The sequence below is a fragment of the Streptomyces sp. YKOK-I1 genome, from assembly GCF_054660435.1.
On record NZ_BAAGDR010000001.1, the window covers coordinates 1,765,884 to 1,789,017 of the forward strand.

22 protein-coding genes and 1 pseudogene are annotated in these 23,134 nt (G+C 70.4%); 8 read left to right on the forward strand and 15 right to left on the reverse strand.

The window, feature by feature from the left end; all coding sequences use genetic code 11:
* Positions 1–53 precede the first annotated feature (53 nt).
* The gene (locus ACYQ8Q_RS07250; protein WP_460062892.1) at positions 54–773 is read right to left on the reverse strand and encodes a response regulator transcription factor; all 720 of its coding nucleotides are present in this window, start codon (positions 771–773) and stop codon (positions 54–56) included.
* 64 nt (positions 774–837) lie between these two features.
* Here ACYQ8Q_RS07250 and ACYQ8Q_RS07255 point away from each other — a divergent pair, with 64 nt between their 5' ends.
* A complete protein-coding gene (locus ACYQ8Q_RS07255; RefSeq protein ID WP_460062894.1) occupies positions 838–1,020 on the forward strand; it encodes a hypothetical protein in 183 nt (60 codons plus the stop codon).
* Positions 1,017–1,232, forward strand: a complete 216-nt coding sequence (locus tag ACYQ8Q_RS07260; protein WP_460062895.1) for a hypothetical protein — start codon at positions 1,017–1,019, stop codon at positions 1,230–1,232. Before ACYQ8Q_RS07255 ends, ACYQ8Q_RS07260 begins: the two co-directional genes overlap by 4 nt.
* A 204-nt stretch (positions 1,233–1,436) precedes the next feature.
* On the opposite strand, the pseudogene ACYQ8Q_RS07265 reads toward ACYQ8Q_RS07260, so the two are convergent.
* Positions 1,437–1,847 (reverse strand): annotated as a pseudogene (locus tag ACYQ8Q_RS07265) (MMPL family transporter); the annotation flags it as partial.
* Between the two features lie 757 nt (positions 1,848–2,604).
* Between ACYQ8Q_RS07265 and ACYQ8Q_RS07270 the strand changes: the two are divergent.
* Positions 2,605–4,080, forward strand: coding sequence for an MFS transporter (locus ACYQ8Q_RS07270; protein ID WP_460062897.1), 1,476 nt, complete (start codon positions 2,605–2,607; stop codon positions 4,078–4,080).
* Between the two features lie 470 nt (positions 4,081–4,550).
* Here ACYQ8Q_RS07270 and ACYQ8Q_RS07275 read toward each other — a convergent pair whose 3' ends face one another.
* From ACYQ8Q_RS07275 to ACYQ8Q_RS07300, 6 genes are all read right to left on the reverse strand, one after another.
* Positions 4,551–5,492, reverse strand: coding sequence for an SDR family NAD(P)-dependent oxidoreductase (locus ACYQ8Q_RS07275; RefSeq protein ID WP_460062899.1), 942 nt, complete (start codon positions 5,490–5,492; stop codon positions 4,551–4,553).
* Positions 5,493–5,591: 99 nt separating this feature from the next.
* A complete protein-coding gene (locus ACYQ8Q_RS07280; protein WP_460062900.1) occupies positions 5,592–6,830 on the reverse strand; it encodes a cytochrome P450 in 1,239 nt (412 codons plus the stop codon).
* A gap of 47 nt (positions 6,831–6,877) precedes the next feature.
* A complete protein-coding gene (locus ACYQ8Q_RS07285; RefSeq protein ID WP_460062901.1) occupies positions 6,878–7,072 on the reverse strand; it encodes a ferredoxin in 195 nt (64 codons plus the stop codon).
* Between the two features lie 18 nt (positions 7,073–7,090).
* Positions 7,091–8,296: an NAD(P)/FAD-dependent oxidoreductase gene (locus tag ACYQ8Q_RS07290; RefSeq protein ID WP_460062903.1), complete on the reverse strand. Its 1,206-nt coding sequence runs from the start codon at positions 8,294–8,296 to the stop codon at positions 7,091–7,093.
* Positions 8,297–8,349: 53 nt separating this feature from the next.
* Positions 8,350–9,090 carry an SDR family NAD(P)-dependent oxidoreductase gene (locus ACYQ8Q_RS07295; RefSeq protein WP_460062904.1) on the reverse strand — a complete coding sequence of 247 codons (741 nt, stop codon included), beginning with the start codon at positions 9,088–9,090 and terminating at the stop codon, positions 8,350–8,352.
* Between the two features lie 66 nt (positions 9,091–9,156).
* Complete coding sequence (locus ACYQ8Q_RS07300) at positions 9,157–9,549, reverse strand: carboxymuconolactone decarboxylase family protein (protein ID WP_460062905.1); 393 nt, start codon at positions 9,547–9,549, stop codon at positions 9,157–9,159.
* A 178-nt stretch (positions 9,550–9,727) separates the two neighbouring features.
* Between ACYQ8Q_RS07300 and ACYQ8Q_RS07305 the strand changes: the two genes are divergently transcribed.
* Complete coding sequence (locus ACYQ8Q_RS07305; protein WP_460062906.1) at positions 9,728–11,365, forward strand: flavin-containing monooxygenase; 1,638 nt, start codon at positions 9,728–9,730, stop codon at positions 11,363–11,365.
* A 64-nt stretch (positions 11,366–11,429) separates the two neighbouring features.
* Here ACYQ8Q_RS07305 and ACYQ8Q_RS07310 read toward each other — a convergent pair whose 3' ends face one another.
* Both ACYQ8Q_RS07310 and ACYQ8Q_RS07315 read right to left on the reverse strand, forming a co-directional pair.
* A complete protein-coding gene (locus ACYQ8Q_RS07310; RefSeq protein WP_460062907.1) occupies positions 11,430–11,825 on the reverse strand; it encodes a nuclear transport factor 2 family protein in 396 nt (131 codons plus the stop codon).
* A gap of 28 nt (positions 11,826–11,853) precedes the next feature.
* Positions 11,854–12,252, reverse strand: coding sequence for a nuclear transport factor 2 family protein (locus ACYQ8Q_RS07315; RefSeq protein ID WP_460062908.1), 399 nt, complete (start codon positions 12,250–12,252; stop codon positions 11,854–11,856).
* A gap of 164 nt (positions 12,253–12,416) precedes the next feature.
* Between ACYQ8Q_RS07315 and ACYQ8Q_RS07320 the strand changes: the two genes are divergently transcribed.
* The gene (locus ACYQ8Q_RS07320; RefSeq protein ID WP_460062910.1) at positions 12,417–13,463 is read left to right on the forward strand and encodes a cyclase family protein; all 1,047 of its coding nucleotides are present in this window, start codon (positions 12,417–12,419) and stop codon (positions 13,461–13,463) included.
* 162 nt (positions 13,464–13,625) lie between these two features.
* Here the strand turns inward: ACYQ8Q_RS07320 and ACYQ8Q_RS07325 are convergent, their stop codons facing one another.
* A complete protein-coding gene (locus tag ACYQ8Q_RS07325; protein ID WP_460062912.1) occupies positions 13,626–15,620 on the reverse strand; it encodes an alpha-ketoacid dehydrogenase subunit alpha/beta in 1,995 nt (664 codons plus the stop codon).
* 205 nt (positions 15,621–15,825) lie between these two features.
* On the opposite strand from ACYQ8Q_RS07325, the gene ACYQ8Q_RS07330 reads away from it, so the two are divergent.
* On the forward strand, positions 15,826–16,533 hold the full coding sequence (locus ACYQ8Q_RS07330) for a TetR family transcriptional regulator (RefSeq protein ID WP_460062913.1): 708 nt from the start codon (positions 15,826–15,828) through the stop codon (positions 16,531–16,533).
* A 39-nt stretch (positions 16,534–16,572) separates the two neighbouring features.
* On the opposite strand, the gene ACYQ8Q_RS07335 is transcribed toward ACYQ8Q_RS07330, so the two are convergent.
* The 3 genes from ACYQ8Q_RS07335 to ACYQ8Q_RS07345 are packed head-to-tail and all read right to left on the reverse strand — an operon-like array spanning position 16,573 to position 19,555.
* A complete protein-coding gene (locus ACYQ8Q_RS07335) occupies positions 16,573–17,727 on the reverse strand; it encodes an acyl-CoA dehydrogenase family protein (RefSeq protein WP_460062914.1) in 1,155 nt (384 codons plus the stop codon).
* Positions 17,728–17,732: 5 nt separating this feature from the next.
* Positions 17,733–18,788 carry an alcohol dehydrogenase catalytic domain-containing protein gene (locus ACYQ8Q_RS07340; RefSeq protein ID WP_460062916.1) on the reverse strand — a complete coding sequence of 352 codons (1,056 nt, stop codon included), beginning with the start codon at positions 18,786–18,788 and terminating at the stop codon, positions 17,733–17,735.
* Positions 18,789–18,802: 14 nt separating this feature from the next.
* Complete coding sequence (locus ACYQ8Q_RS07345) at positions 18,803–19,555, reverse strand: enoyl-CoA hydratase/isomerase family protein (RefSeq protein ID WP_460073207.1); 753 nt, start codon at positions 19,553–19,555, stop codon at positions 18,803–18,805.
* A gap of 278 nt (positions 19,556–19,833) precedes the next feature.
* Here ACYQ8Q_RS07345 and ACYQ8Q_RS07350 point away from each other — a divergent pair, with 278 nt between their 5' ends.
* Together ACYQ8Q_RS07350 and ACYQ8Q_RS07355 are read left to right on the forward strand one after the other, a co-directional pair.
* Positions 19,834–21,363 carry an acyl-CoA synthetase gene (locus ACYQ8Q_RS07350; RefSeq protein ID WP_460062918.1) on the forward strand — a complete coding sequence of 510 codons (1,530 nt, stop codon included), beginning with the start codon at positions 19,834–19,836 and terminating at the stop codon, positions 21,361–21,363.
* 3 nt (positions 21,364–21,366) lie between these two features.
* Positions 21,367–22,137 carry an SDR family NAD(P)-dependent oxidoreductase gene (locus ACYQ8Q_RS07355; protein ID WP_460062919.1) on the forward strand — a complete coding sequence of 257 codons (771 nt, stop codon included), beginning with the start codon at positions 21,367–21,369 and terminating at the stop codon, positions 22,135–22,137.
* A gap of 97 nt (positions 22,138–22,234) precedes the next feature.
* On the opposite strand, the gene ACYQ8Q_RS07360 is transcribed toward ACYQ8Q_RS07355, so the two are convergent.
* Positions 22,235–22,993 carry an IclR family transcriptional regulator gene (locus tag ACYQ8Q_RS07360; protein ID WP_460062920.1) on the reverse strand — a complete coding sequence of 253 codons (759 nt, stop codon included), beginning with the start codon at positions 22,991–22,993 and terminating at the stop codon, positions 22,235–22,237.
* Positions 22,994–23,134: the final 141 nt, after the last annotated feature.

Sequence of the window (23,134 nt, forward strand, 5' to 3'; positions counted from 1 at the left end):
ACAACTTGCGGACGTGACGGTCGTCACAGCCGGCGGGCGTGACGGCTCGTAGCTCAGGTCTGGGTCCGCCCGAGCCAGTAGCCGAAGCCCCGGCGGGTGTGGATCAGTTCGGGTTCCCCCTGGTCCACCTTGCGCCGTAGGCGGGAGACGAGTTTCTCGATGGCCTCGGTGGCGCGGAACTCGCCCCAGACGTGCCGGCCGATCTGCTCCTTCGACAGCACGTGCTCGGCGTTGGTGACCAGATGACGCAGAAGCCGGTACTCCGCGGGGCTCAGGCCGAGCGCCCGGGCTCCGCGCCAGGCCTGGCAGCCGGCGTCGTCCAGGACCAGGTCGCCGTAGCCGGTCTCCCCCACGAGTCCCCCTGGACGCCGATCCCGCAGCAGGACCTGGGCGCGGGCCAGGACTTCGGTGGTTCGGAAGGGCCGGGTGACGTAGTCCTCCCGCCCTCGGCCGAGCACGGGCAGCAGCGTATGGAGATAGTCGCAGGTGATCAGGTAGAGCAGCGGCGGGCGATCCTCGGGCGCGAGCCTGTGACCCCGGGCCAGTTCTCTCAGATCCGGCAGCATGGCGTCCCAGATCACCAGGTCGAACCGGTACTTCATGATCCGCTCGAGCCCCTCGAATCCGGTCGCCTCCCTGCCCGTGACGCTGTAGCCGGCCAGCCCCAGTGCCGTGGTCAGCAGATCCGTCTCCGCGGAGTCGCCGCCGACGATCAGGACGTCCCGCCCACCGCTGCCGGGCGCCGCCGGCCGGCCCTTGACGTTTCCTCGCATGACAGTCCCTTCGTGATGGCGTGGGCGTACGACAACATTAGCCAGTATTTGCCTAACTCAAGCAATGCCGTGGTTCACGGTGGTGGCCGTCGGTGCCCGGCTGCTGCCCGAGACGGTGCCGCTCCGGCGGATCGCGGGCGCCGAGCGGGAGGTGACCGCCCGGTGGACCGGTGTGAAGATCCCTGAGGTGTACCAGCCCCTGACCGGGACGATGCGCCGGCGGATCCGCAAGGCCAGGCACAGTTGACCGCCCGGGTGGAGGAGCTGGCCGCGACCCGCGCCGACGCGATCACCGCGCACGGCGCCGAGCTTCGCCGTATCGAACGCGACGCTCAGCACGCTCGCCGCCGTCTCGGTCTTCTCCTCCACGTCGCCCCCGTACCGGCGGGTGCGGGGCGCGTCCTCGGAAGCGAATCCGCGGGTGAACTCGTGGAGCGCGCCCAGCGCGAGGGGCCCTGACGGCCGGCGGGCTTCGGGGCGCTGTCGTCGTCACGGGTCACGCCGAGGCGACGGCGAGCGTGCCGGAGGCGAGGAGGAGGCCGACGAGGAGGATTCGGGGTGTGCGAAGGCTGAGTGCGACCCTGGCGATCGTGGATGAAAGGGACGTGAATGAAAGGGACTTGGAGAGGTGGCCGCCACCGGGGGGGTGAGGCGGCCACCGGTTCAAGCCGATCCGTGACTGAACGCGGGCTCTTCCTTCGCGGGAGCGGAAGGCACGGCGCCGTGACGCCTGCTGAGCTTCTCGCCCTCCACGTCGATGTTCGGCAGCACCCGGTCCAGCCGGCGCGGCAGCGCCCAGGCCCTGTGGCCGAGCAGCGCGAGGATCGCCGGGACGATCGCCATGCGGACCACGAACGCGTCGAAGAGGACCGCCGCCGCGAGCCCGAAGCCGATCATCTTGATCATGGACTCGCCCGCGCCGATGAAGCCGGAGAAGACCGCGATCATGATCAGCGCGGCCGCCACGACCACCCGCGCGCTGTGCCGGAACCCGGAGACGACGGCCTGCTTGGGGGCGTCCCCGTGGACGTACGCCTCGCGGACGCGGGAGACCAGGAACACCTCGTAGTCCACCCGACGGCACCCAGCACCCCCACCCACAGAACGACGACGAACCAACGCCACCGGAAGGCCGCACGGCCCAGGTGATAGAGGAAAGTTGCCATGGCGGGGAAGCCTCCACATCAGCGGTTCACACACGTAAGGAGGACACGAACCGCCTCTGTGGGGGATGTTCGCCCTGGTCGAGGCGGGGGCGGGGAGGTGTCCGTCTCCAAACCCCCACCCTTCCGTGGGGCACCGGGCGCCACGAGAGAGCGCGCACCCGGTCCCATGGCGGAGCGGGCTACACCATGGGACCGACGCCGATCGCGGCGAACATGGCGATCGTGCCCCGGGCGGTGACGACCTCGACCTGGTCGTCGTAGCGGTGCGCAGCGACACAAGGCCGAGGCGGCTCAGGGTGGCCTTGTCGTTGAGAGCGGCGGTGGAGCAGCGGTGGAGCGGCGGCAGGTCTCCCAGAGGTTCCGGGCCGTGAGCCGGACCGCGGTGTCACCACCGTCGCCGATTGTCCCGCTGAGTGGGACTCGGATCGGGGACGCAGCGCAGACATCCCACCCATCCGTGACGGCAAAGCCGCAGGTCACAGGGGTAGAAGGAGATCAAGCACGAGGCCCGGAAGTCCCCGGATCCGATTTTCTGCGCACCTCATTGATTGTACCGACCGTTGGGTCTATCTTTCCGGCAGCCGCATCGAAGCTCCCCGCAGACATCACACATGCCCGGACCAGAGCCGCCCTCCGGTCCTCCGCTCCCCCATGGAAGGCCCGCGATGTCCCAGACACCCACCGCCGCTCCGCCGGCCCAGGAGGGCTCGCTCTCCACCTCACGCAACGTCCTCGTCGTCATCGCACTGATGTGGACCGTCCAACTCCTCGCTCTGATGGCCGCGTTGTCCGGCATCTCCCAGGCCGACGTCGCGATCCACTTCCAGACCAGGGAAATCGCGTGGTTCACGTTGATGACCCTGCTGACCGGCACCTTCTTCCTGCCGTTCGCGGTCAAGGCCGCGGCCATGTTCGGCAAGAAGCGGGTCCTGCTCGTCGCCATCGGACTCGGCTTCGTCGGCGACCTGATCGCCGCTCTGGCCACCGACTACCGCACTCTGCTGATCGGCCGGGCCGTCGCGGGCATCTACGCGGCGACCGCACCACTGGCCTACGCGATCACCCGCGATGTGTTCCCGCGCCGCGTGGTCGGACTCGCCAGCGGCATCCTCGCCGGCGGTGTCGGCCTCGTCGCCTTCGGCGGGCCGTTCCTGTCCGGCTGGCTCCTGGACGGTTACGGGTTCCGCGGCGTGCTGTGGTTCATGGCCATCAGCACCGCCGCGAGCTTCGTACTCGTTGCCGCCTTCGTGCCCGAGAGCCCGGTCCGCGAAGGGCGCGGCCGGATGGACTGGACCGGGGGGCTCCTCCTCGGCGGCGGCATCACCGCGGTCGTCTACGCCGTCGGCCAGGGCTCGCACTGGGGCTGGAGCAGCGGCAGGTTCACGCTCTTCATCGCCGGTGCGCTGCTCGCCCTGGTCGTCTTCGTGCTGGTCGAACGACGGGTCGCCGAGCCCCTGTTCCCGCTGAGCATGACCCGCAGACGCCCGGTGTGGACCGTCCTGCTGGCCACCTCCGTCGCCGCGGGCTCGCTGAACGCCGTCGGCGTAGTGGTCCAGATGCTGATCCTGATGCCGAACATCCCGAACGTCTCCGAGGGCCTCGGCTGGTCCGGCACCCACAACGCCATCGTCACCAGCCCGATCAGCGCCATGATCATCGTCGCGGCCGTCGGCACGGGCTGGCTCGCCCGCCGGGTGGACGCGCGCGTCCTGCTGGGCATCGGCTCCACGCTCGCGGTCGTGGGTTACGGCATCGGCACCCAACTGCACCACAACGCCGCGCAGATCGTCGAGATGGGCCTGATCGCGGGCGCCGGCACCGGCATGGTCCTGGCCGTCGTCCCCATCATGATCATCGGGGTGGTCGCCCCCGAGGAGCAGGCGCTGGCCAACGGTGCCCAGACCCTCGGTCAGGGCGTCGCGCAGATCGTCGTCTCCCAGCTGGCCTTCGTGGTGATGGCCCAGCACGGAGCCGTCATGCACGGCACCCAGTTCTACCTCGACACCGGCTTCACGAACGGCCTGTGGCTGGTGGTCGGCTGCGTCGCCGTGGGCGCGCTGCTCGTCCTCCTCATCCCCAGGAGCAAGCGCCTCGACGAGGTCGAGGCCAAGGTCGGGGTCGAGGTCGGCCAGCCGGCCTGACCGCGCGTCCGCGGCATCCACCGCACGGGACCGGCTCCGCTCGTCCGCGCTCCTCGGCTCCACCGCCGGGACGGACGGCACACGGAGCGGGTCCTGTGCTGTTCCCAGCGGCCCCGGCAGGGCCGTTCCGCCGCGCCCTCGCGCCTCCCGTTACCGTTTTCGTGGCTCCGCAACGGGGCCTCCGGGTCCGGCATGACTTCCCTCTCCTGTCGTTGATGATCTGGGGGGGTGGTGTCACCGGGCCCGGAGGCATCGACGGACCTGGTGACGAGGGGCTTGAGCACCGGCCTCACCCGGGCCGGGAGAAAGGCCTTCGACGAGCGCCTGCCCAACGGCGGCCCGGGCACACAGGGCCGGCGGGACTCGGTGAAACAACGCGAGGGCCGGGGGCCGGGCAGAATGCCCGGCCCCCGGCCCTCGGTCCACCACGGCGGTGGGGCGACACGGTCCCTCGGCGTGTCGCCCTGTGCCTACGCGTTCTCGGAGTCCGCGGCCGGCCCGAACTGGTGCCGCAGGAACGCGCCCGTCCAGGCCATCAGGTCGGAGGGCACGTAGTAGCCCTTCTCGTCGTTGATGGTGTCCCAGTTCGCCGCCACGTCCTCGACGGTGGCCGGGCCGCCCTGGTGGGCGTAGCCCTCGGTGGAGGCGATGAAGAAGCGCGCGAAGCGGCCGGCGCCCGCCGTGTAGATCTCCCCGCTGACCGGGCAGCTCTCGTGGGCGAGATACGCCACCATCGGCGCCACCGCGTCCGACGGCATGTACGGCTGACCGGGCACCGCTTCCGTGGGCTCCTCCTCGGGGCCGCCGCCCATCCGGGTCATGGCCGCCGGGGCGATCAGGTTGACCTTGATGTCGTGCGGCTCGCCCGCGAGCTTCGCGCTGCGGGCGAGTCCGATCGTGCCGCCCTTGGCCGCCGCGTACGACAGGTTGTCGGGCAGGCCGAGCACACCGCTCGACGTCGTCAGCACGACCCGGCCGTAGTTCTGCTCCACGAAGTGCGGCCAGGCGGCGCGCAGCGTGTTGAACGAGCCGTGCAGATGCACCGCCAGGTGGCGTTCGAGGTTGTCGGCGTCGACCTCCGGCAGACCGGCCCACCGGATGATGCCGGCGTTGTTCACGAGGATGTCGATCCGGCCGAAGCTCTCGATCGCGGTGTCGACGATGTCCTGGCCGCCGGCCGGGGTGGAGACGTCGTGGGTGTCGGCGACGGCCTGGCCGCCCGCTGCGACGATCTCGTCGACGACCTTCTGCGCGGGGCCGGCGTCCGAGCCGTCGCCCTCCATGGACCCGCCCAGGTCGTTGACGACGACCTTCGCCCCGCGCTCCGCCAGGAGGCGGGCATGGGCCCGGCCGATACCCCGGCCCGCGCCGGTGACGACCGCGACCCGTCCTTCGAAGCTCAACTCACTCATGCCTGACTCCTGTTGTACTGCGGTTGCGGATGCGATGGCCGGTCCCGCCCTGGTGGGTGGAACCGGCCGGCCGGCGCCGGGGCACCGGAAGGTGGTGCGCTACCAGGTCACCGGCAGCTCTCCGATGCCGAAGGCGAGCGCGTCGGCGGGCCGGAAGTCGAGCTGGTCCCGGTCGACCGCGAGACGGAGGGTCGGGACACGCCGGTAGAGGGTGCCGTAGACGACCTGGAGCTCGATACGGGCGAGCTGCTGGCCCAGACACTGGTGGATCCCCCAGCCGAAGGCGTGGTGGTGGCTCGCCTTGCGGGTGAGGTCGAGGTTCTCCGGCTCGGGAAACGCCTTCGGGTCCCAGTTGCCGGCGGGCAGCGGGACGACGATGCCGTCCCCGGCCTTGATCCGTACGCCCTCGAACTCGAAGTCCTCGGCGGCGATTCGCCGCTGCCCGAAGGTCGCGACGGTCAGATAGCGCAGGATCTCCTCGACCGCGCCCGCGGCCTCGCGGGTGTCCTCGATCTCGCGCAGGCGGGCGATCTCCTCGGGGTTCTCCAGCAACAGGGCCGTGCCCAGCGTGATCATGTTGGCGCTGGTCTCGTGACCGGCGATCAGCAGGATCATGGAGAGCAGCGTCGCCTCGGGAAGGGTGAGGTCACCTTCCTTGATGCGGGTGGCGAAGTCCGAGAGCACGTCCTCGGCCGGATCGTCCATCTTCTTCTGCAGCAGTCCGGCCAGATAGCCGCCGAGCGCCTGGTTGGCCGCGTTCTGCTGCTCGGCCGTCTTGTCGCTGCGGGTGGCGAAGGAGGCGTGCTCCTGGAAGAAGTCGTGGTCCTCGTAGGGCACCCCCAGCAGCGCGCAGATCATCAGCGAGGGCAGCGGCAGGGACAGCGCCGTCACCAGGTCCACCGGCTTCGGGCCGGCGAGCATCTTGTCGATGAGCTCGTCGGTGAACCGCTGGATGTCCGGCCGCAGCGCCTCCATCCGGGGGCGGGTGAACGGACGGGTCATCATGCGACGGATCCGCGTGTGGTCGGCGCCGTCGGCGTTGAAGATCGTCAGCGGGTGGTGGTGGGCGGTCTCCGCCATGGCCTTGTTCGGGTACGGGAAACCCGAGCGCTTGTCGTCCGAGCTCACCCGGGGGTCGGACAGTATGGCCCGCTGCGCCGCGTGGCCGGTGACCAGCCACGGTGTACTGCCGTCCCAGATCCGGGCCCGGGTCACGGGGCCCTTCTCGTTCAGGGCACGCAGCCCCGGCGGCGGGGCGAACGGGCACCTCGCGTCCCGGTCGTCCTGGTAGAAGTACGTCGCCTCGTCCGACGCGTGCCGGATGTCTGCCTCGGCCATGGTTCTCCTCCGTTGAGGGTTGTGGGGGGAAGGGGTGAGGTTCGGGGCTATTCCTCGATGCGGATGGCCAGGGCGGGGCACACCGCGGCGGCGTTGCGGACGTCGTCGGCCAGCTCGGCCGGCGGGTTCTCGTCGAGCAGGACGACGATGCCGTCGTCCTCACGCTGGTCGAACACGTCCATGGCGGCGGCCACGCACTGTCCGGCGGCCACGCACTTCTCCTCGTCGATGACGACCTTCATGGGAACTCTCCTGATCGTTCAGTGGGTGGGGCTGGGGGTGTCGAGACCATCGACGATCTCCTGCCGCCGCAGGCGGGCCTGCTTGGGCATGTTCCAGCCGAGGACGCCGGTGACGCGGCCCTCGCTGCGGTACCGGGCGACGAAGCGACGTGCCGTCAGGTCGCCCTCGACGACGTCCACTGCGGCGTCGGCGGGCAGGAAGCCGTGGACCTGGAGCTTGGCGTCGAACTGGTCGGTCCAGAAGTAGGGCACCGGCGCGTACGCCTGGTCGGCGCCCAGGATGTTGGCCGCGACGACCGCCGCCTGCTCCGTGACGTTGGTCCGGTTCTCCAGGCGGAGGAGACGGCCGAGGTGCTCGTGGTGCCAGCGGGCCACGTCGCCCACGGCGTAGATCCCCTCCTCGGCACGGCAGCGGGAGTCGCAGACCACGCCGTTGTCGAGCTCCAGGCCGCTGTCCGCGAGCCACTCGGTGGCCGGGACGGCGCCGATGGCGACGACCACGACGTCGGCGGGCAGCTCCTCGCCGGTGGCCAGCCGCACGCCGGTGGCCCTCCCCCCGTCGGAGGTGAAGCCCTCGACGCCGGTGCCCAGCCGCAGCCGTACCCCGCGCTCGTTGTGCAGCTCCCCCAGCACACCGGAGACCAACGGGCCCACCTGGAGCGCCATCGGGGCCTGCAGCGGGCCGGTGAGGGTGACGTCCAGGCCCAGAGTGCGGGCGGTGGCGGCGATCTCGGAGCCGAGGACGCCCTCGCCGACGACCACGACGCGGGAGGCGTCGAGCAGTTCCTTGCGCAGGGCGAGGGAGTCGTCGAGGGTGCGCAGGACGTGCACCCCGGTCAGGTCCTGCCCGCCGGGCAGGGTACGTGGCCGCACACCGGTGGCGATCACGAGCGCGTCGGCCCGCAGCTCGCGCCCGGAGCCGGTCCGCACCGTCCGGGTCGCCGCGTCCAGGGAGACCGCCCGGTCACCGAGGACGAACTCGGCGTCCAGGCCGTCGAGCATGTCCTGGCTGCGCAGCGCGGCCCGCTCCGGCTCCCAAGCGCCGGAGAGCACCTGCTTGGACAGCGGCGGCCGGTCGTAGGGGGCGTGCGGCTCGTCGCCGAGCACGGTGATCCGGCCCTCGTAGCCCTTGCGGCGCAGGGCCTCCGCGGTGGTCAGTCCGGACGCGGAGGCGCCCACCACCAGGACGTGGGCAGGGGCCCTGACGTCGTCCTCGTTGCTCATTTCTCGGCTCCAGTACAGCGTTGGTGCGGTGGTCGGTGGGGAACGGGGACGGATCAGTAGACGTAGCGCCCGCCGTTGACGCCGAACGTCTGGCCGGTGACGTAGCCCGCCTCCTCCGAGGCGAGGTAGGCGACCGCGTGCGCCACGTCCTCGGGCGTGCCGGCCCGCTTCATCGGCATCGTGGCCGCGGCGGCCTCGACGTCGATGGGGCCCTGGCGCACCAGGGGCGTGTCGATGAACCCGGGCGGAACGTGGTTGACGGTGATCCCCTGCGCGATGTACTCGACGGCCAGCGCCCTGGTCAGGGCGATGACGCCGCCCTTGGAGGAGGCGTAGTGCGCCATGGCCGGCGCGCCGGTCTGGGCGGACGACGAGGAGATGTTGACGATGCGGCCCCAGCCCGCCTCGACCATGTCGGGGATCAGCGCCTGCGTGACCAGGAACGGGCCCTTGAGGTTGATCCCGATCATCCGGTCCCAGGCCGCCTCACTGATGCTCGTGAACGGCTCGTAGGCGGTGGTCCCCGCGTTGTTGACCAGGATGGCGACCGGACCGAGCTCCGCACGGGTGCGCGCCGCGGAGCGGGCGACGGCCTCGGCGTCGGCGGCGTCACCGCCCACCGCGACGGCCCTGCCGCCCGCGGCCTGGATCTCGGCGGCGGTCTTCTCGGCGCCCTCGGTGTTCAGGTCCCAGACCGCCACGGCGGCGCCCTTGGACGCGAGAACGGTCGCTATCCCGCGTCCGATTCCGCGCGCGCCGCCCGTGACGACCGCGACCTTTCCCTGCAGTGACATGTGTGCTCCTCTTGCGCTGTGGTGTGGAAGTGCCGGAGACTCTCGCCTCCCGGGCGGGTGGCGGTGTCAGCCCTCCAACGCCTCACGGGCGGCGGTGCGGGCGGCGACGGCCCGCGGGAAACCGGTGTAACCACTGGAGTGGTAGATGACCTCGGCGATCTCGTCCTCGGACAGACCGTTCGTCAGCGCGATGCGGACGTGGGTCCTGAGCTCGGTCTCCGCCCCGAGGGCGATGAGGATGCCGAGCGTGACCAGGCTGCGATCCCGGGGGGCGAGCCCCTCACGGCCCCACAGGGCTCCCCAGACGCTGGTCAGGCCGATGTCGACGAGTTCCTCCCCGAGGCGGCCGTCGCGCAGGTCGATGTCGCCCTCGGGGAACACGCCGGGCAGGGCGGCCCGCATGGCCTTCCAGCCGGCGGCTCGCAGGTCGGTGGTCTCTTCGACGTTCTTGTCACTCATGACTGACTCCCGTTGCGCTGCTTCGCGTCCCTGAGCGAAAGTTAGACCAGACGGTCGGTACAATCAATCTCCCAGGCGAGATTCACATCCATTGAACGAATCCGCCCCCTCCTCTAGTCTCACCTCAATATTCGACCGACCGGTCGCCATATGAATCAAGGCTCACGCGGGAGAGCACATGAGCGAAACGACGAAGACGAGCCCGGCGGACCTGGGCTTCGTGGACGTACTGGTCATCGGCGCCGGTGTCACCGGCATCTACCAGCTGTACCGGGCCCAGGACGCCGGATTCTCAGCGAAGCTGCTGGAGGCCGGCAGCGGTGTGGGCGGCACCTGGTACTGGAACCGCTACCCCGAGGCGCGGTTCGACTCCGAGAGCTACACCTACGGCTACCTCTTCTCGAAGGAGCTGTGGGAGGAGTGGGAGTGGTCGGAGCACTTCGCCGGCCAGCCGGAGATCGAGCGGTACTTCAACTACGTGGTCGACCGCTTCGACCTGCGCCGGCACATCTCCTTCGGCACGAAGGTGACCGCGGCCGTCTGGGACGAGACGTCCGGCACCTGGACGGTGCGTACCGACAACGGCGCCGAGCACCGGGCGCGCCACGTCGTCGCGGCGACCGGCATCCTGTCCGTGCCGTTCGTCCCCGGCATCGAGGGCCGCGAGGACTTCCGTGGTGAGCAGCACCACACCGGCCTCTGGCCCAAGACCCCGGTGGACTTCACCGGCAAGCGGGTGGCGCAGATCGGCACCGGCTCCAGCGGTGTGCAGATCGTGCCCGCGATCGCCGACGAGGTCGCACGGCTGACCGTGTACCAGAAGGTCGCCGACTGGCTCACCCCGCTGAACAACCGGCCGATCACAGCCGAGGAACAGGACGAGCTCAAGGGCGGCTTCGAGTCCATCCGGGACACCCTGAACACCTCGCCCAGCGGCTTCCTGCACCAGATCACCATGCGGTCGGGCCTGGAGGACACTCCGGAGCAACGCCAGGAGTTCTACGAGCAGAAGTGGAACAGCCCGGGCTTCACCAAGCTCTCCGAGCACTACTACGACATGACCACGAACGCCACGGTCAACGAGGAGTTCTGCGAGTTCATCGCAGACAAGATCCGCTCCATCGTCAAGGACCCGGCGACGGCCGAGAAGCTGATCCCCAAGGGGCACGGCTACGGCGGCCGCCGGCCCCCGTTCGGCACCGGCTACTACGAGGCGTACAACAAGCCGACCGTGGAGCTCGTCGACATCAACGAGACGCCGATCGTGCGCATCACCGAGACCGGGATCGAGACCTCCGAGGGGCACCAGGAGTTCGACATCATCATCTGGGCGACCGGCTACGACTTCGGCACCGGCGCCCTCAACCGCCTGGGCGTGGTCGGCCGAGCGGGCCTGCCGCTGAAGGAGTACTGGGCGGACGGTCCGTCCACCTACCTCGGCGTCACGACCGCCGGCTTCCCCAACTTCTACTTCCCCGGCGGCCCGCACGGCGCCCTCGGCAACAACCCGCGCTACTCCGGCGACCAGGTGGACTACGTGATGGACCTGCTCGTCCACGCGCGCGAGCACGGCCATGACGTCGTCGCGGTCACGGACGCCGCCGAGCAGGAGTGGACGGACCTGGTCAACGACAGCGCGGGCCAGTCGTCCTTCCTGAAGAGCAGCTACTTCTACGGCGCCAACATCCCCGGCAAGCCGGTCAAGCAGCTGCTGAACCCGACCGGACGCTGGAAGCTGCAGGAGCTGATCAGGGAGTCCGTCGCGGGCGACTTCCCGGCCTTCGCGTTCTCCAAGACGGCGGAATCGAAGGTCTGAACACGGGAAACGCCCGTGCCACCCGATCGGCAGGTGGCACGGGCGTCCGGGTTGCGGCGCAGCGCTAGGGCAGGAAGGTCGTGACCCGCTTGCTGAACTTCCACACACCGTCGACGTGGACCAGCGTGTCCTCGTAGCTGCCGACGAGCTGTACGGCCCAGCCCTCCTCGCCGCGCGCGAAGAACACCAGGTTGCTGCTGGCCGTCACCTTCTCGCCGGGCGGCGAGGTGAGGACGGTGTTGCCGACGAGGTGCAGCTGCGGCGCCTGCGGGACGAAGGCGCCGTAGGCCTTGGCGATCGCCTCCCGGCCCTCGAAGGTGCCCTGGCCGACGATCTCGGCGACGCCGTCCTCGGTGAACAGCTCGGGGATCACCTCGGTTCGGCCGGCGTCCAGTGCGTGGGTGTAGGCGGCGATGGTGTTCTGCACACCGGCCAGGGCTTCCGCGGCGGTTACGGTCATCGTTCCTTCTCCTTGGTGGGGGGGTGGATCAGGCCTGGTAGGTCGAAACGCGCCGCTGGAGCAGCCAGGCGCCGTCGACCCGGCGCAGCGTGTCGTCGTAGTGTCCGACGACCTGCACCGCCCAACCCGACTCACCGCGCTGCAGGAAGACCACGTCGCTCACCGCGGTCGCCTCGTCGGCTCCGGTGGAGGAGACGACCGTGTTGCTGACCAGGTGCAGCTGGGGCTGGGTCGGCTCCCAGCCCTTGAAGGCGGCGCGCAGCGCGTCGTGCCCCTGGAGGGGAGCCGTGCCGGGAAGCTCCAGGACGCCGTCGGGCGTGTACAGCGCGACGATCTCGTCGGTGCGGCCGGCGTCCTGGGCCTGCGTGTGCGCCCCGATCACGGCGCGCACACCCGCCGCGACCCACGCCTGTGTGGATTCGCTCATTACCCCTCCAAGGGATAGACGTTTCGACCAGTCAGTCTATTACTGCCACAGGAGCAATATGAACCCCCGGGAACAGGCAAATTCGCTTGTTGACCGAGCGGTCCAATGCAAATAGCATGCGGGTGGCTGTCAACGGGGACTGTCGCCTTGAGGAGGCATTTATCATGACGAAGCGCTGGAAGCAGCGGCCCCCCGGCTCGACGTGGGGCGACTTCGGCGACGACGACGAGCTGGGGCGTATCAACCTGCTCACCGCCGAGAAGGTCCTGCAGGGAGTCCGTGAGGTCGAGCACGGGGTCACGTTCAGTCTGAGCCTGCCGCTCGACTATCCCGGCGGCACGTCGCTGAACCAGCGCCGCTACCCGCCGATCCTGCGGCCCACGGAGGACCTCCAGCACAAGCAGGACGTCTTCTACAACATCAGGGCGAGCGAGCACTTCTCGCCCGACCTGATCGACGTGTGGTCGGACGACGTGGTCACCCTCTGGCTGCAGTACTCGACCCAGTGGGACGCCCTCGCCCACCAGGGTGCCGAGTTCGACGCCGACGGCGACGGGGTCGCCGAGCCGGTCTACTACAACGGCTACCGGCCGGACACCGACCTCGTCGGCCCCCGGGACGACGCCAAGGAGGACGGCAGCGGCAGCCTCAGCTTCGCGCGCCACCTCGGCCTGGAGCACATGGCGCGGCACGGCGTCCAGGGCCGCGGTGTCCTCGTCGACATCGCCCACCACCTGGGCACCGGATACCAGCCGGTCGGCTTCCAGCAGCTCCAGGAGATCATGGCGGCCGACAACGTCGTCGTCGAGCCCGGTGACATCCTGCTCCTGCACACGGGCTTCGCCACCCAGGTCCTGGCCTGGGAGAAGAACCCCGACCCGGTCGCCATCCACCGGACCGCGGCCTACCTCGACGCGGACGACCCCAAGCTGCTGGAGTGGGTCGCCGAGTCCCGGATCTCCGCGATCGCCTCGGACAACTACGCGATCGAAGGCGTGGGCGTCACCCAGGCCCAGGGTCCGCACACCCTGCTTCCGCTCCATCACCTGTGCCTGTTCAAGCTGGGCGTCCCGATGGGCGAGCTGTGGTACCTGCACGACCTCGCCGCCTGGCTGCGCGAGCACAACCGCAGCCGCTTCCTCCTCACCGCTCCCCCGCTCAACCTGCCCGGCACGCAGGGCAGCCCGCTGACTCCGGTCGCGACCGTCTGACACGGCCACGGCCGGATCCGCCGCCGGCCCTCGACCTGTCCTGCCGACTTGGCCGGGCCGGCGGCGGAGACAACGGACGAACGACGGACGGAACGCGACGACAAGGGGATGGCCCCGGGACCTCGTCCCGGGGCCATCCCCTTGTCGTCGCGTTCCCGCGGTTCACACCGCCGCGATGCGTCGCAGCGTGTCGGCGATGGTGTCCCGCGAGGGCAGCCACAGCCGCTCCAGCGACGGGGCGTACGGGGCCGGCAACGGAGGCGGCGCCACCCGGGTGACGGGCGCGTCCAGATGCCAGAAGCCCTCGTCCACCGCGAGCGCGGACAGTTCGGCACCGACCCCGAAGTCCCGTACCGCCTCGTGGGCGATGACCAGGCGGTTGGTCTTGGCCAGGGAGGCGAGGACCGTCCCACGGTCCAGCGGGGCGATGGTGCGCAGGTCGATGACCTCCACGCTCACGCCCTCCGCGGCCAGCGACTCCGCGGCGGCCAGGGCATCCTGGACCATGCGGGACCAGGAGACGAGCGTGATGTCGCTGCCCTCACGGACGACACGCGCCTTGCCCAACGGGATCAGGTGATCGGCCGGCGGCTTCGGGCCCTTGAGACCGTACTGGAGCCGGTTCTCGACGAACACCACCGGGTTGGGGTCCTGGATGGCCGCCCGCAGCAGGCCGTAGGTGTCGGCGGGATTGGACGGCATGACCACGGTCAGTCCGGGGATGTGCGCGAGCAGCGCCTCCAGGCTCTGCGAGTGCTGACTGCCGGAGGAGCGGCCGGCGCCGAACTGGGTGCGCACGACGAGGGGCATCGAGGCCCGGCCGCCGGTCATGAAGCGCAGCTTGGCGGCCTGGTTGAGCAGCATGTCCAGGCAGACCCCGATGAAGTCCATGTACATGATCTCCACGACCGGCTTCATGCCGGCCATGGCCGCGCCCACCGCCGTACCGAGGATCGCGCTCTCGCTGATCGGCGTGTCACGGACCCGGCCGGGGAACGCCTGGGCCAGTCCCCGGGTGAGCCCGAAGACGTTGCCGCCCGCGCCGACGTCGATACCGGCGACGAAGACGGCCGGATCGGCCGTCAGCTCGTGCTCCAGTGCCAGGCGTACGGCGTCCATGGACCGGAAGACCTCCCCCTGGGCCGGGGCGGGCTCCGGTATCGCCGTGCGGGGGGCCGAGACGAAGTCGTGCAGCGTCTCCGGAGCCGGCTGGGGCAGGCTCCTGGCCCACTCCACGGCCGCCTCGATCTCCTTGTCGATCTCCTCGTCGATGTCGTCCGCGAGGGCGGCCGGGACGCCCGCCGCGGCCAGATGCCGGCGGGCGATCAGCAGCGGGTCGCGCTCCCTGGCGGCGGCGACCTCCTCGGGGCTGCGGTACCGCTCGGGGTCGCCCTCGTAGTGGCCGTGCCAGCGGTAGGTCTCCGCCTCGACCAGGACCGGGCCGCCCCCGGCCCGCAGCCGTGCCACGACGTCGGTCATCATCCCGGCCACCGCGAGGACGTCGTTGCCGTCGACGTGCGCGTACCCGATCCCGTACCCCGCCGCGCGGGCGGAGAGCGGGGCGCGGTGCTGCTCGGCGGCCGGCGAGAACTCCGAGTAGTGGTTGTTCTCGCACAGGAAGACGACGGGCAGGTCCCATACGGCGGCCAGGTTGACGGCCTCGTGGAACATGCCCTGCGCGACCGCGCCGTCCCCGAAGAACGCCACCACCACGTCGCCGGACTCCCGCAGTTTGGCCGCGGTCGCCACCCCGGTGGCGATCGGGAGGCCCGCGCCGACGATGCCGTTGGCCCCGAAGATGCCGAGGCCGGGGTCGGCGATGTGCATCGAGCCGCCTCGGCCGCGGCAGGTGCCGGCGTCCTTGCCCATCAGCTCGGCCATCATCGACGCCGATTCCAGGCCCTTGGCCAGGACATGACCGTGGCCACGGTGCGTGGAGGTGATGCCGTCACTCGGGCGCAGCGGCCAGCAGGCCCCCACGGCGCCGGCCTCCTGGCCGATCGACAGATGCAGGAAGCCGGGAATCTCCGTCGCCTTGTACAGCTCGGACGCCCGTTCCTCGAAACGCCGGACACGGCGCATCCGGCGGTACATCTCCAGGAGCTGATCCGCGTGCGCGGATGTGGTCGAAGTCTGCTGCGGAGCCTCAGTCGTCATGCGCGTCCTCGCAATACTCGCCCCGGCGGCACGAGGCCGCACCGCCTGAGTCCTACTTTTAATGTACCGTCTGGTCTAGCAAACTACGTCAAGCGCATCAGATGCCCTGGGCCCCCTTCCCCCCGGATCCGCCGGAGGCCGTCCGGACGGGGGACCTGGGCATGTCGCACCGACACGTCGACCACATCAGGTGGGGAGAAGAGCAATGCCCAGACCACCGGGCCACGGACCGGGTTACGAGGTCAGACGACAGAAGATCATCGACACCGCCGCCGAGCTGTTCGCCCGGCAGGGCTACGCGGCGACCTCCGTCAACGACCTGGGCCGCGCGGTCGGGCTCGCCAAGGGCGCGCTGTACTACTACATCAACTCCAAGGAAAACCTGCTGATCGAGATCCAGTCCCGGGTGATGAACCCGCTGCTGGCCCGCGCCCGGCAGATCACGGGGCTCGACGCGGACCCGCTCGTGCGGCTGCGTCTGCTGTCCGAGTCGCTGCTCACGATCATCTTCCGCAGGCTCGACCACATCTGGGTCTACGAGCACGACTACCGATGCCTGACCGGCGACCATCTGGACACCCTGCTGAGCCAGCGCGCGGAGTTCGAGCGGCTGGTCGGAAGACTCCTCACGGAGGCCGTCGCGCAGGGGCGCTTCCGCGAGGTCGACCCGCGTCTGGCCACCCTGCAGTTCCTCAACCTGCACAACCACACCTACCAGTGGGCGAAGCCGGACGGCCGCTGGAACGCAGCGCGCCTGTCCGCCGAGTACTGCGACACCCTGCTGCGCGGGTTCGGCGCGCCCGGGGCCGCGCTGCCGGACGTGGAGGAGGCGGCGGAGGCGTTCAAACGCGACCGGCCCGATCTGCCGCTCGATCCCGAGGCCGAGTGGCAGACTCCCGCACTGGCGGGTTGATCCGGGGCCCGCGGCGCATACCGCGGGCCCCTTCGGTTCTCACGCCTGCTTCACCAGCGCCCGCGCGATGACATCGCGCTGGATCTCGTTCGTACCCTCGCCGATCTCGAGGATCTTGGCGTCGGCGTAGAAACGGGAGACCTCCGACTCCCGCACATAGCCGTACCCGCCGTGGATCTGTACCGCCTGCGACGCGGCCCGGTTGGCGACCTCGGAGGCGTACAGCTTCGCCATCGCGGCCTCCATGCTGTACGGCCGCCCCTGGTCGGCGAGCCAGGCGGCGCGGTAGACCATCCACCGGGCGGCCTCGAACTCGGTGCCGATGTCGGCGATCTTGTGCGCGACGGCCTGGAACGCGGACAGCGGCCGGCCGAACTGGTGCCGTTCCGTGGCGTGCCTGACCGCCAGCGCGAGCGCCGCCTTGGCCAGGGAGAGACCCAGCGCGGCGACGCTGATCCGGCCCTTGTCGAGGACGGAGAGGAACTGGCGCAGCCCGCCGCCCTCCTCACCGATGAGATGGCCGTCCGGGATCCAGCAGTCGTCGAAGACAAGTTCCCGGGTGTCCATGGCGTGCCAGCCGAGCTTCTTCAGCTTGGCGCCACAGGAGTAGCCCGGGGTGCCGGTCGGGACGTAGAAGGTGGCGAACCGTTTCCGACCGTCCTCGTCCCGGCCGGTGGTGGCCAGCAGGGTGACGCCCTGGCTGATGTCGGTGCCGGCGTTGGTGATGAACATCTTGGTGCCGTTGATCACCCAGCCGCCGTCCCTGCGCTGGGCGGTGGTGGTGATGCCGGCCGCGTCGGACCCGGCGCCGGGCTCGGTCAGGCCGAACGCGCCGATGGCCTCTCCCTTGGCCAGGGGGGCCAGCCAGCGCCGCTTCTGCTCCTCGGTGCCGTAGGCCAGCAGCGGCAGGGTGGCGATGGTGGAGTGCGCGTTCCAGGACGAGGCCACCGACTGGTCGGCGGCGCCGAGTTCCTCCATGACGGCGACATAGGAGACGGTGTCGGAGCCGGCGCCTCCGTACTCCTCCGGCACCAGCATGCCCATCAGGCCGAGTTCACCGAGCTTGGTGAAGACGTGCGTCGGGAACTGCTCGTTCTCCGACCACTCGGCCGCGTTCGGGGTGATCTCCTTGGCCGCGAACTCGCGCACCATGTCCTGAAGATCCCGCGTCTCCTCCGGCAGGTCGAAATCCATGTCACTCATCCCTTCGGGGTCAGCAGCACCTTCAGGTGCTGTGCACGGTCGGCGGCCAGGTCCGCGAAGACCCCGGCTCCTTCCGAGAGCGGGAAACGTCCGGTGATCAGGGGCGAGGCGTCCAGGCGCCCGGTGCTCATCAGGTCGATCACACGGGGGATGTCGAAGGCGTAGCCGAGCGTGCCGAGCACGGACCGTTCGTAGAAGACGAGTTGGCCCATGTCGAACTCGACGCTGCCGTGCCCGACGCCCGCGAGCACGACCTTGCCGCCGCGCCGCACGGTGGTCACGGCCTGCGCGGCGAGCGCGGGGACGCCGGTCGCGTCGATGACGACGTCCGGGCCGATGCGGCCGGTCTTCAGGAACAGCTCACGGCGTACGTCGGTCTCGCGCGGGTCGTAGGCCTCGGTGACCCCGAGGCCGAGCAGCTTCTCCCGGCGTTCCTTCAGCGGCTCGCTGACGTAGAGACCGGCGGCGCCCGCGAGCCGGGCTGCCAGGACGACGGCGAAGCCGATGGGGCCACCGCCGACGACCAGGACGTTGTCACCGGGCCGGACACCGGCCCGGGTGACGGCGTGCAGGCCCACCGCGAGCGGTTCGGCGACGGCCGCCATCTCGTCGCTCACGTTGTCGGGCAGCCGGGTGAGCCCGGCGATCGGGACGGTGACGCGATCGGCGAACGCGCCGGGCGAGGCGAGCCCGACCGAGCCGCTCCTGGGACAGATGTGGTATTCGCCGCGCACGCACCAGAAGCAGACCCCGCAGCGCCAGACGGGGTCGGCGGTCACCCGGTCACCGATCGCGATACCCGGCACCGCCCTGCCCAACGCGACCACGGTGCCGCTCAGTTCGTGACCGAGCGCGAGCGGCGGACTGGCCCCCGTGAAGGGGTGCGGACCATTGCGGATCATGTGCGGTCCTTCGAGGAACTCGTGCAGGTCGGTCCCGCACACTCCGCACCAGGCGACCTCCACCACGGCCTCGTGCGGCCCCGGTTCGGGCGGGGCCGGCACCTCTTCCAGCCGCAGATCGCGTGCGCCGTGCCAGCGCAGTGCCTTCATGCCCTCCACCCCTTTCATGTCGTACGACGCTCGCGGCGCGTCTGGTTGTCGCGCGCCGGCCCGTCGAAGTGCGCCTTGCCGGGACCGTGTTCCAGGAACGACTGGATGCCGGTGGCGGCGTCGGCCGTGCCGAACACGCTCGTGAACAGGGACCGTTCCAGGGCGAGGCCGGCGGACAGGCCGCTGTCGGCGCCGTGGTCCACCGCTTCCTTGACCGCCTCCAGGGCCGCGGCGGGGCCCTGGGCGAGCCGACGGGCGTAGTGCAGGGCGGTGCCGTACACCTCCGCCGCCGGGACGACCTCGTCCACGAGTCCGAGGCGCAGGGCCTCCTCCGCAGCGACGCGGCGGCCGGTCATCAGCAGGTTCTTGGCCCGTGACGGCCCGATCAGCCTGGTCAGCCGCTGGGTGCCGCCCGAGCCCGGAATGATCCCGAGCTGTACCTCCGGCTGGCCGAGGAGCGCGTCGTCGGCCGCCACCCGGTAGTCGGCGGCGAGGGCCAGTTCAAGGCCGCCACCGAGGGCGTATCCCGTGATCGCCGCGACGACGGGCACGGGCAGCCGGGCGACCTCGTCGAAGGTGCGCTGCAGGGCCCGGTTCCAGCCCCGCACCTCCTCGGGGTCCATCAGGGCCAGCGCCTTGACGTCCGCCCCGGCGGCGAACAGCCGCTCACCGCCGTAGAGCACCACGGCCCGCGCATCGCGGCTGTCGGCCAGCGCGCGCACATGGGCGGCCAGCTCCTCGCGCTGCGCGGTGTCGAAGGCGTTCATCGGCGGGTGGTCGAGACGGACCGTGACTACGGGTCCGTCGGTGTCGAGGCGGATGCATGGCGGCACGGGGGCCTCCTCGTCGGCGGAAGCGGCTCGAAACGCGGGCGCCGGGACGGTTGTCGCTGCGTACGCGTCGTCGTACAGTTCGGAGCACAAGTTTTATAGACCAAGAGGTACACTAAATCTTGGGAGCGGGCAACCGACCGGTCGGAATCCACCCCTCCCCCTGAGCCGTGGCGGGCCGCATTCGCCACACGGAAACAGAGCGAGAGAGAGCCGTGCACAATTTCTCGAGCATCCTCGATTACCACCTCACCCAGCGGCCCGACGCCGTGGCCGTGACGCAGGACGACGTCCGCCTGACGGTGCGCCGATTCCACGAGCGGGTCGAGCAGCTGGCCGTCGGTCTCACGGACCTGGGTGTCGGGCGCGGCGACGTCGTGGGCCTGCTCCTCTACAACCGGCCGGAATTCCTGGAACTGGTCTACGCGGCCAACCGGATCGGCGCGGTCTTCCTGCCGCTCAACTACCGCCTGTCCGAAGAGGAATGGGCCTACATCCTGGGCCACGCGCAGGCGAAGGTGATCGTGACCGAGGCGGAGTTCGTGCGCCCCGCGGAGCGCATCGCGGCGAAGGTCGCCGACCTGGAGCACCGCGTCCTGGTGGGCGACGGACCGGCGCCCGGGTGGACGGGCTACGAGTCACTGCTCGACGGGAACGAGGGGAAGCACTTCGCCCCCGTGGACGTCGGCCCGGACGACCTCCAGCGCCTGATGTACACCTCCGGGACCACCTCACGCCCCAAGGGCGTGCGCATCACCTACGGCAACCTCGAGGCCAAGAACCTGGCCCACATCGTCCACTTCGGCCTGACCGCGGCCGACATCACGCTGGTCTGCGGCCCGCTCTACCACGTGGGCGGACTGGACATGCCGGCCCTCGGAGTCCTGTACGCGGGCGGCGGCGTGGTCCTGCAGCGGAAGTTCGATCCCGAGGGCGCGCTGCGCGCGATCCAGGAACACGGGGTCACCAACGTGTGGCTGGCGCCGGCCATGGTCAACGCGGTCCTGGAGGTCCCGGACCGGGAGAAGTACGACACCAGCTCGGTCCGTTTCATCCTGGGCGGCGGTGAGAAGACCCCCGAGCCGGTGCTGCGGCGCATCATGAACGCCTTCCCCAACGCCTGGTTCGCCGACGCCTACGGACTGACCGAGACCGTCTCCGGCGACACCTTTCTCGACCGCGAGCACGCCCTGTCCAAACTGGGCTCGGTCGGCCGACCCGTGCCGCACACGCGCGTGCGGATCGTCGACGACTGCGGCGACGAGGTCCCGGCCGGCGAGCTGGGGGAGATCACCCTGCGCGGCCCGAAGGTCTTCGCCGGCTACTGGCGCGACGAGAAGGCCACGGCCGCGGCGCTCCGGGACGGCTGGTTCCACACCGGCGACATCGGGCACGTCGACGAGGACGGCTTCCTCTACATCGACGACCGCAAGAAGGACATGATCGTCTCCGGCGGCGAGAACATCGCCACCCCCGAGGTCGAACGCGTCCTGTACGAACACCCCGCCGTCCTGGAGGCCGCCGTGGTCGGCCTCACCCACCCCCGCTGGGGCGAGGTCCCCCGCGCCTTCGTGGTGTTCCGCCCCCACACGAACGCCGACGCGGAGGAACTGCGGGAGTTCTGCCGGGCCCGTCTGGCCAAGTTCAAGGTGCCGGTCCGCTTCGACGTCGTCGACGAGCTGCCGCGCACCCCTTCCGGCAAGGTCCTCAAGCGGACCCTGCGCGACCTCCCCACCAAGGACTGAGCCATGACCGACGTGAACACCGACCTGCGCCTCGACGGCAGGACCGCCTGGGTGACCGGCGCCGGAAAGGGCCTCGGCCGGGCCATGGCGATCGCCCTCTCGCAGGCGGGCGCCACGGTGGCGGTGACGGCGCGGACCGCCGCCGACCTGGAGAGCCTGGAGGCCGAACTCGCCCCGCACGGCGGCAAGGTGCTCGTGCTGCCGGCCTCCGTCGCAGACTCCGCCGCCGTGCGCACCACGGTCGAGCGGATCACCGGGACCACCGGACGGCTCGACGCCGTGGTCAACTGCGCGGGCATCAGCCCGCACTTCACCCGCAGCGAGTTCGTCACCGACGAGGACTGGCGGCGGGTGCTCGACATCAATCTCCAGGGCACTTTTTACTGTTGCCGCGAGGCCGGCAAGGTCATGCTGGACCAGGGCTCGGGCTCGATCGTCAACGTCTCCTCGGTGCACGCGAGCACCGGCTTCGAGCGGATCGCCGCCTATGCCGCGAGCAAGGGCGCCGTCGAGGCGCTCACCAAGGCGCTCGCCGTCGAGTGGGCACCCCGCGGTGTGCGCGTCAACGCCCTGGCGCCCGGTTACTTCCGCACCGACCTCAGCTCCGGCCTGCTGGACAGCAAGTGGGGGCAGCGGATCATCGGGGGCACGCCCCTGGGCCGGGTGGGCGACGCGGAGGAGCTGGGCGGCGCGGCGGTGTTCCTCGCCTCGGACGCGTCCCGCTTCGTCACGGGTACGACCGTCACGGTGGACGGAGGCTGGACGGCCTGGTGAGCAAGGCCGGGCCGGAAGGGGCCGTGCGCGGGTCGCCCGCACGCGGCCCCTCGCCGTTTCCCACGGCCGCCCTCGGAGAGCGGGTGCGGCGCGCCCCTCAGCCGACCGGGACCGGCACGTCCGGACGGTCCGCCCGGGGGATCCCGAAGAGTTCGTCCGAGACGGCCTGCACGGCGTTGACCACCAGGGGGGCCACCAGTTCCAGGGAGGAGCAGCCGTCGCCGACCACGGAGATCGCCGCCACCGGACCTTCCGGTCCGCGCAGCGCGAGGCCGACGCAGCCGAGGGCGGGGAAGCACTCCCCACGGTCGATCGCCAGTCCGCCCCGGCGGCGGACCAGGCCCAACTCGCGGTGCAGTTGGTCGAGACGGCCGATGCTGCAGTCGGTGCGGCGCTCGATGACCTGGGCGTACCGCGCGTCGATCTCCTCGGGGCTCAGCCAGGCGAGCATCGCCTTGCCGAGCCCGGTGCAGTGCGCGACCGCCCGGCCCCCGACTCTCGACGGGATGTGTGCCGCCGCCGAGCCGCCCACCTTGTCCAGGTAGTAGATCTCCGGCCCGTCCAGCACGGCGAGGTGGACGACCATCCTGGTCCGCACGGCCAGGTCCAGCAGGTGCGGCGCGGCGGCGGACCGCAGCGCGCCGTGTCCTGTCTCCCGTCCTCCCAGGCCGAGCGCCCGCCGCCCCAGTACATATCCGGCCACCGTGTGCCGCAGCCAGTCCAGCCGGACCAACTGGTCCAGTATCCGGTGGGTGGTCGAGCGGGGAAGACGGGTCCGGCGGGAGACCGTTTCAAGCGTCAGATGGGTCTGCGGTCGTTCGAACAGATCCATGATCAGCGTCACACGCTCCATCATCGACGGAGGCAACGCGTGCCCGTCGGCCTCGGAGGATCGCGAGCTCAGGCGAAGGACAGACGTCATCGTCGGTGCCTCTCTGATCAAACTGAAATCAATTCTAGTTCGGCGCCGGCGTCAAGGTACCAACGCCTCAGACGG

Excerpts from the sequence above, each read along its gene's own strand:
- ACYQ8Q_RS07280 (WP_460062900.1), bottom strand. The coding sequence starts at position 6,830 with ATGGCCGAGGCAGACATCCGGCACGCGTCGGACGAGGCGACGTACTTC.
- ACYQ8Q_RS07275 (WP_460062899.1), bottom strand. The coding sequence starts at position 5,492 with ATGAGTGAGTTGAGCTTCGAAGGACGGGTCGCGGTCGTCACCGGCGCG.
- ACYQ8Q_RS07330 (WP_460062913.1), top strand. The coding sequence starts at position 15,826 with ATGCCCAGACCACCGGGCCACGGACCGGGTTACGAGGTCAGACGACAG.
- ACYQ8Q_RS07295 (WP_460062904.1), bottom strand. The coding sequence starts at position 9,090 with ATGTCACTGCAGGGAAAGGTCGCGGTCGTCACGGGCGGCGCGCGCGGA.
- ACYQ8Q_RS07305 (WP_460062906.1), top strand. The coding sequence starts at position 9,728 with ATGAGCGAAACGACGAAGACGAGCCCGGCGGACCTGGGCTTCGTGGAC.
- ACYQ8Q_RS07290 (WP_460062903.1), bottom strand. The coding sequence starts at position 8,296 with ATGAGCAACGAGGACGACGTCAGGGCCCCTGCCCACGTCCTGGTGGTG.
- ACYQ8Q_RS07250 (WP_460062892.1), bottom strand. The coding sequence starts at position 773 with ATGCGAGGAAACGTCAAGGGCCGGCCGGCGGCGCCCGGCAGCGGTGGG.
- ACYQ8Q_RS07255 (WP_460062894.1), top strand. The coding sequence starts at position 838 with ATGCCGTGGTTCACGGTGGTGGCCGTCGGTGCCCGGCTGCTGCCCGAG.
- ACYQ8Q_RS07270 (WP_460062897.1), top strand. The coding sequence starts at position 2,605 with ATGTCCCAGACACCCACCGCCGCTCCGCCGGCCCAGGAGGGCTCGCTC.
- ACYQ8Q_RS07355 (WP_460062919.1), top strand. The coding sequence starts at position 21,367 with ATGACCGACGTGAACACCGACCTGCGCCTCGACGGCAGGACCGCCTGG.
- ACYQ8Q_RS07345 (WP_460073207.1), bottom strand. The coding sequence starts at position 19,555 with ATGAACGCCTTCGACACCGCGCAGCGCGAGGAGCTGGCCGCCCATGTG.
- ACYQ8Q_RS07320 (WP_460062910.1), top strand. The coding sequence starts at position 12,417 with ATGACGAAGCGCTGGAAGCAGCGGCCCCCCGGCTCGACGTGGGGCGAC.
- ACYQ8Q_RS07335 (WP_460062914.1), bottom strand. The coding sequence starts at position 17,727 with ATGGATTTCGACCTGCCGGAGGAGACGCGGGATCTTCAGGACATGGTG.
- ACYQ8Q_RS07360 (WP_460062920.1), bottom strand. The coding sequence starts at position 22,993 with ATGATGGAGCGTGTGACGCTGATCATGGATCTGTTCGAACGACCGCAG.
- ACYQ8Q_RS07310 (WP_460062907.1), bottom strand. The coding sequence starts at position 11,825 with ATGACCGTAACCGCCGCGGAAGCCCTGGCCGGTGTGCAGAACACCATC.
- ACYQ8Q_RS07285 (WP_460062901.1), bottom strand. The coding sequence starts at position 7,072 with ATGAAGGTCGTCATCGACGAGGAGAAGTGCGTGGCCGCCGGACAGTGC.
- ACYQ8Q_RS07325 (WP_460062912.1), bottom strand. The coding sequence starts at position 15,620 with ATGACGACTGAGGCTCCGCAGCAGACTTCGACCACATCCGCGCACGCG.
- ACYQ8Q_RS07340 (WP_460062916.1), bottom strand. The coding sequence starts at position 18,788 with ATGAAGGCACTGCGCTGGCACGGCGCACGCGATCTGCGGCTGGAAGAG.
- ACYQ8Q_RS07315 (WP_460062908.1), bottom strand. The coding sequence starts at position 12,252 with ATGAGCGAATCCACACAGGCGTGGGTCGCGGCGGGTGTGCGCGCCGTG.
- ACYQ8Q_RS07300 (WP_460062905.1), bottom strand. The coding sequence starts at position 9,549 with ATGAGTGACAAGAACGTCGAAGAGACCACCGACCTGCGAGCCGCCGGC.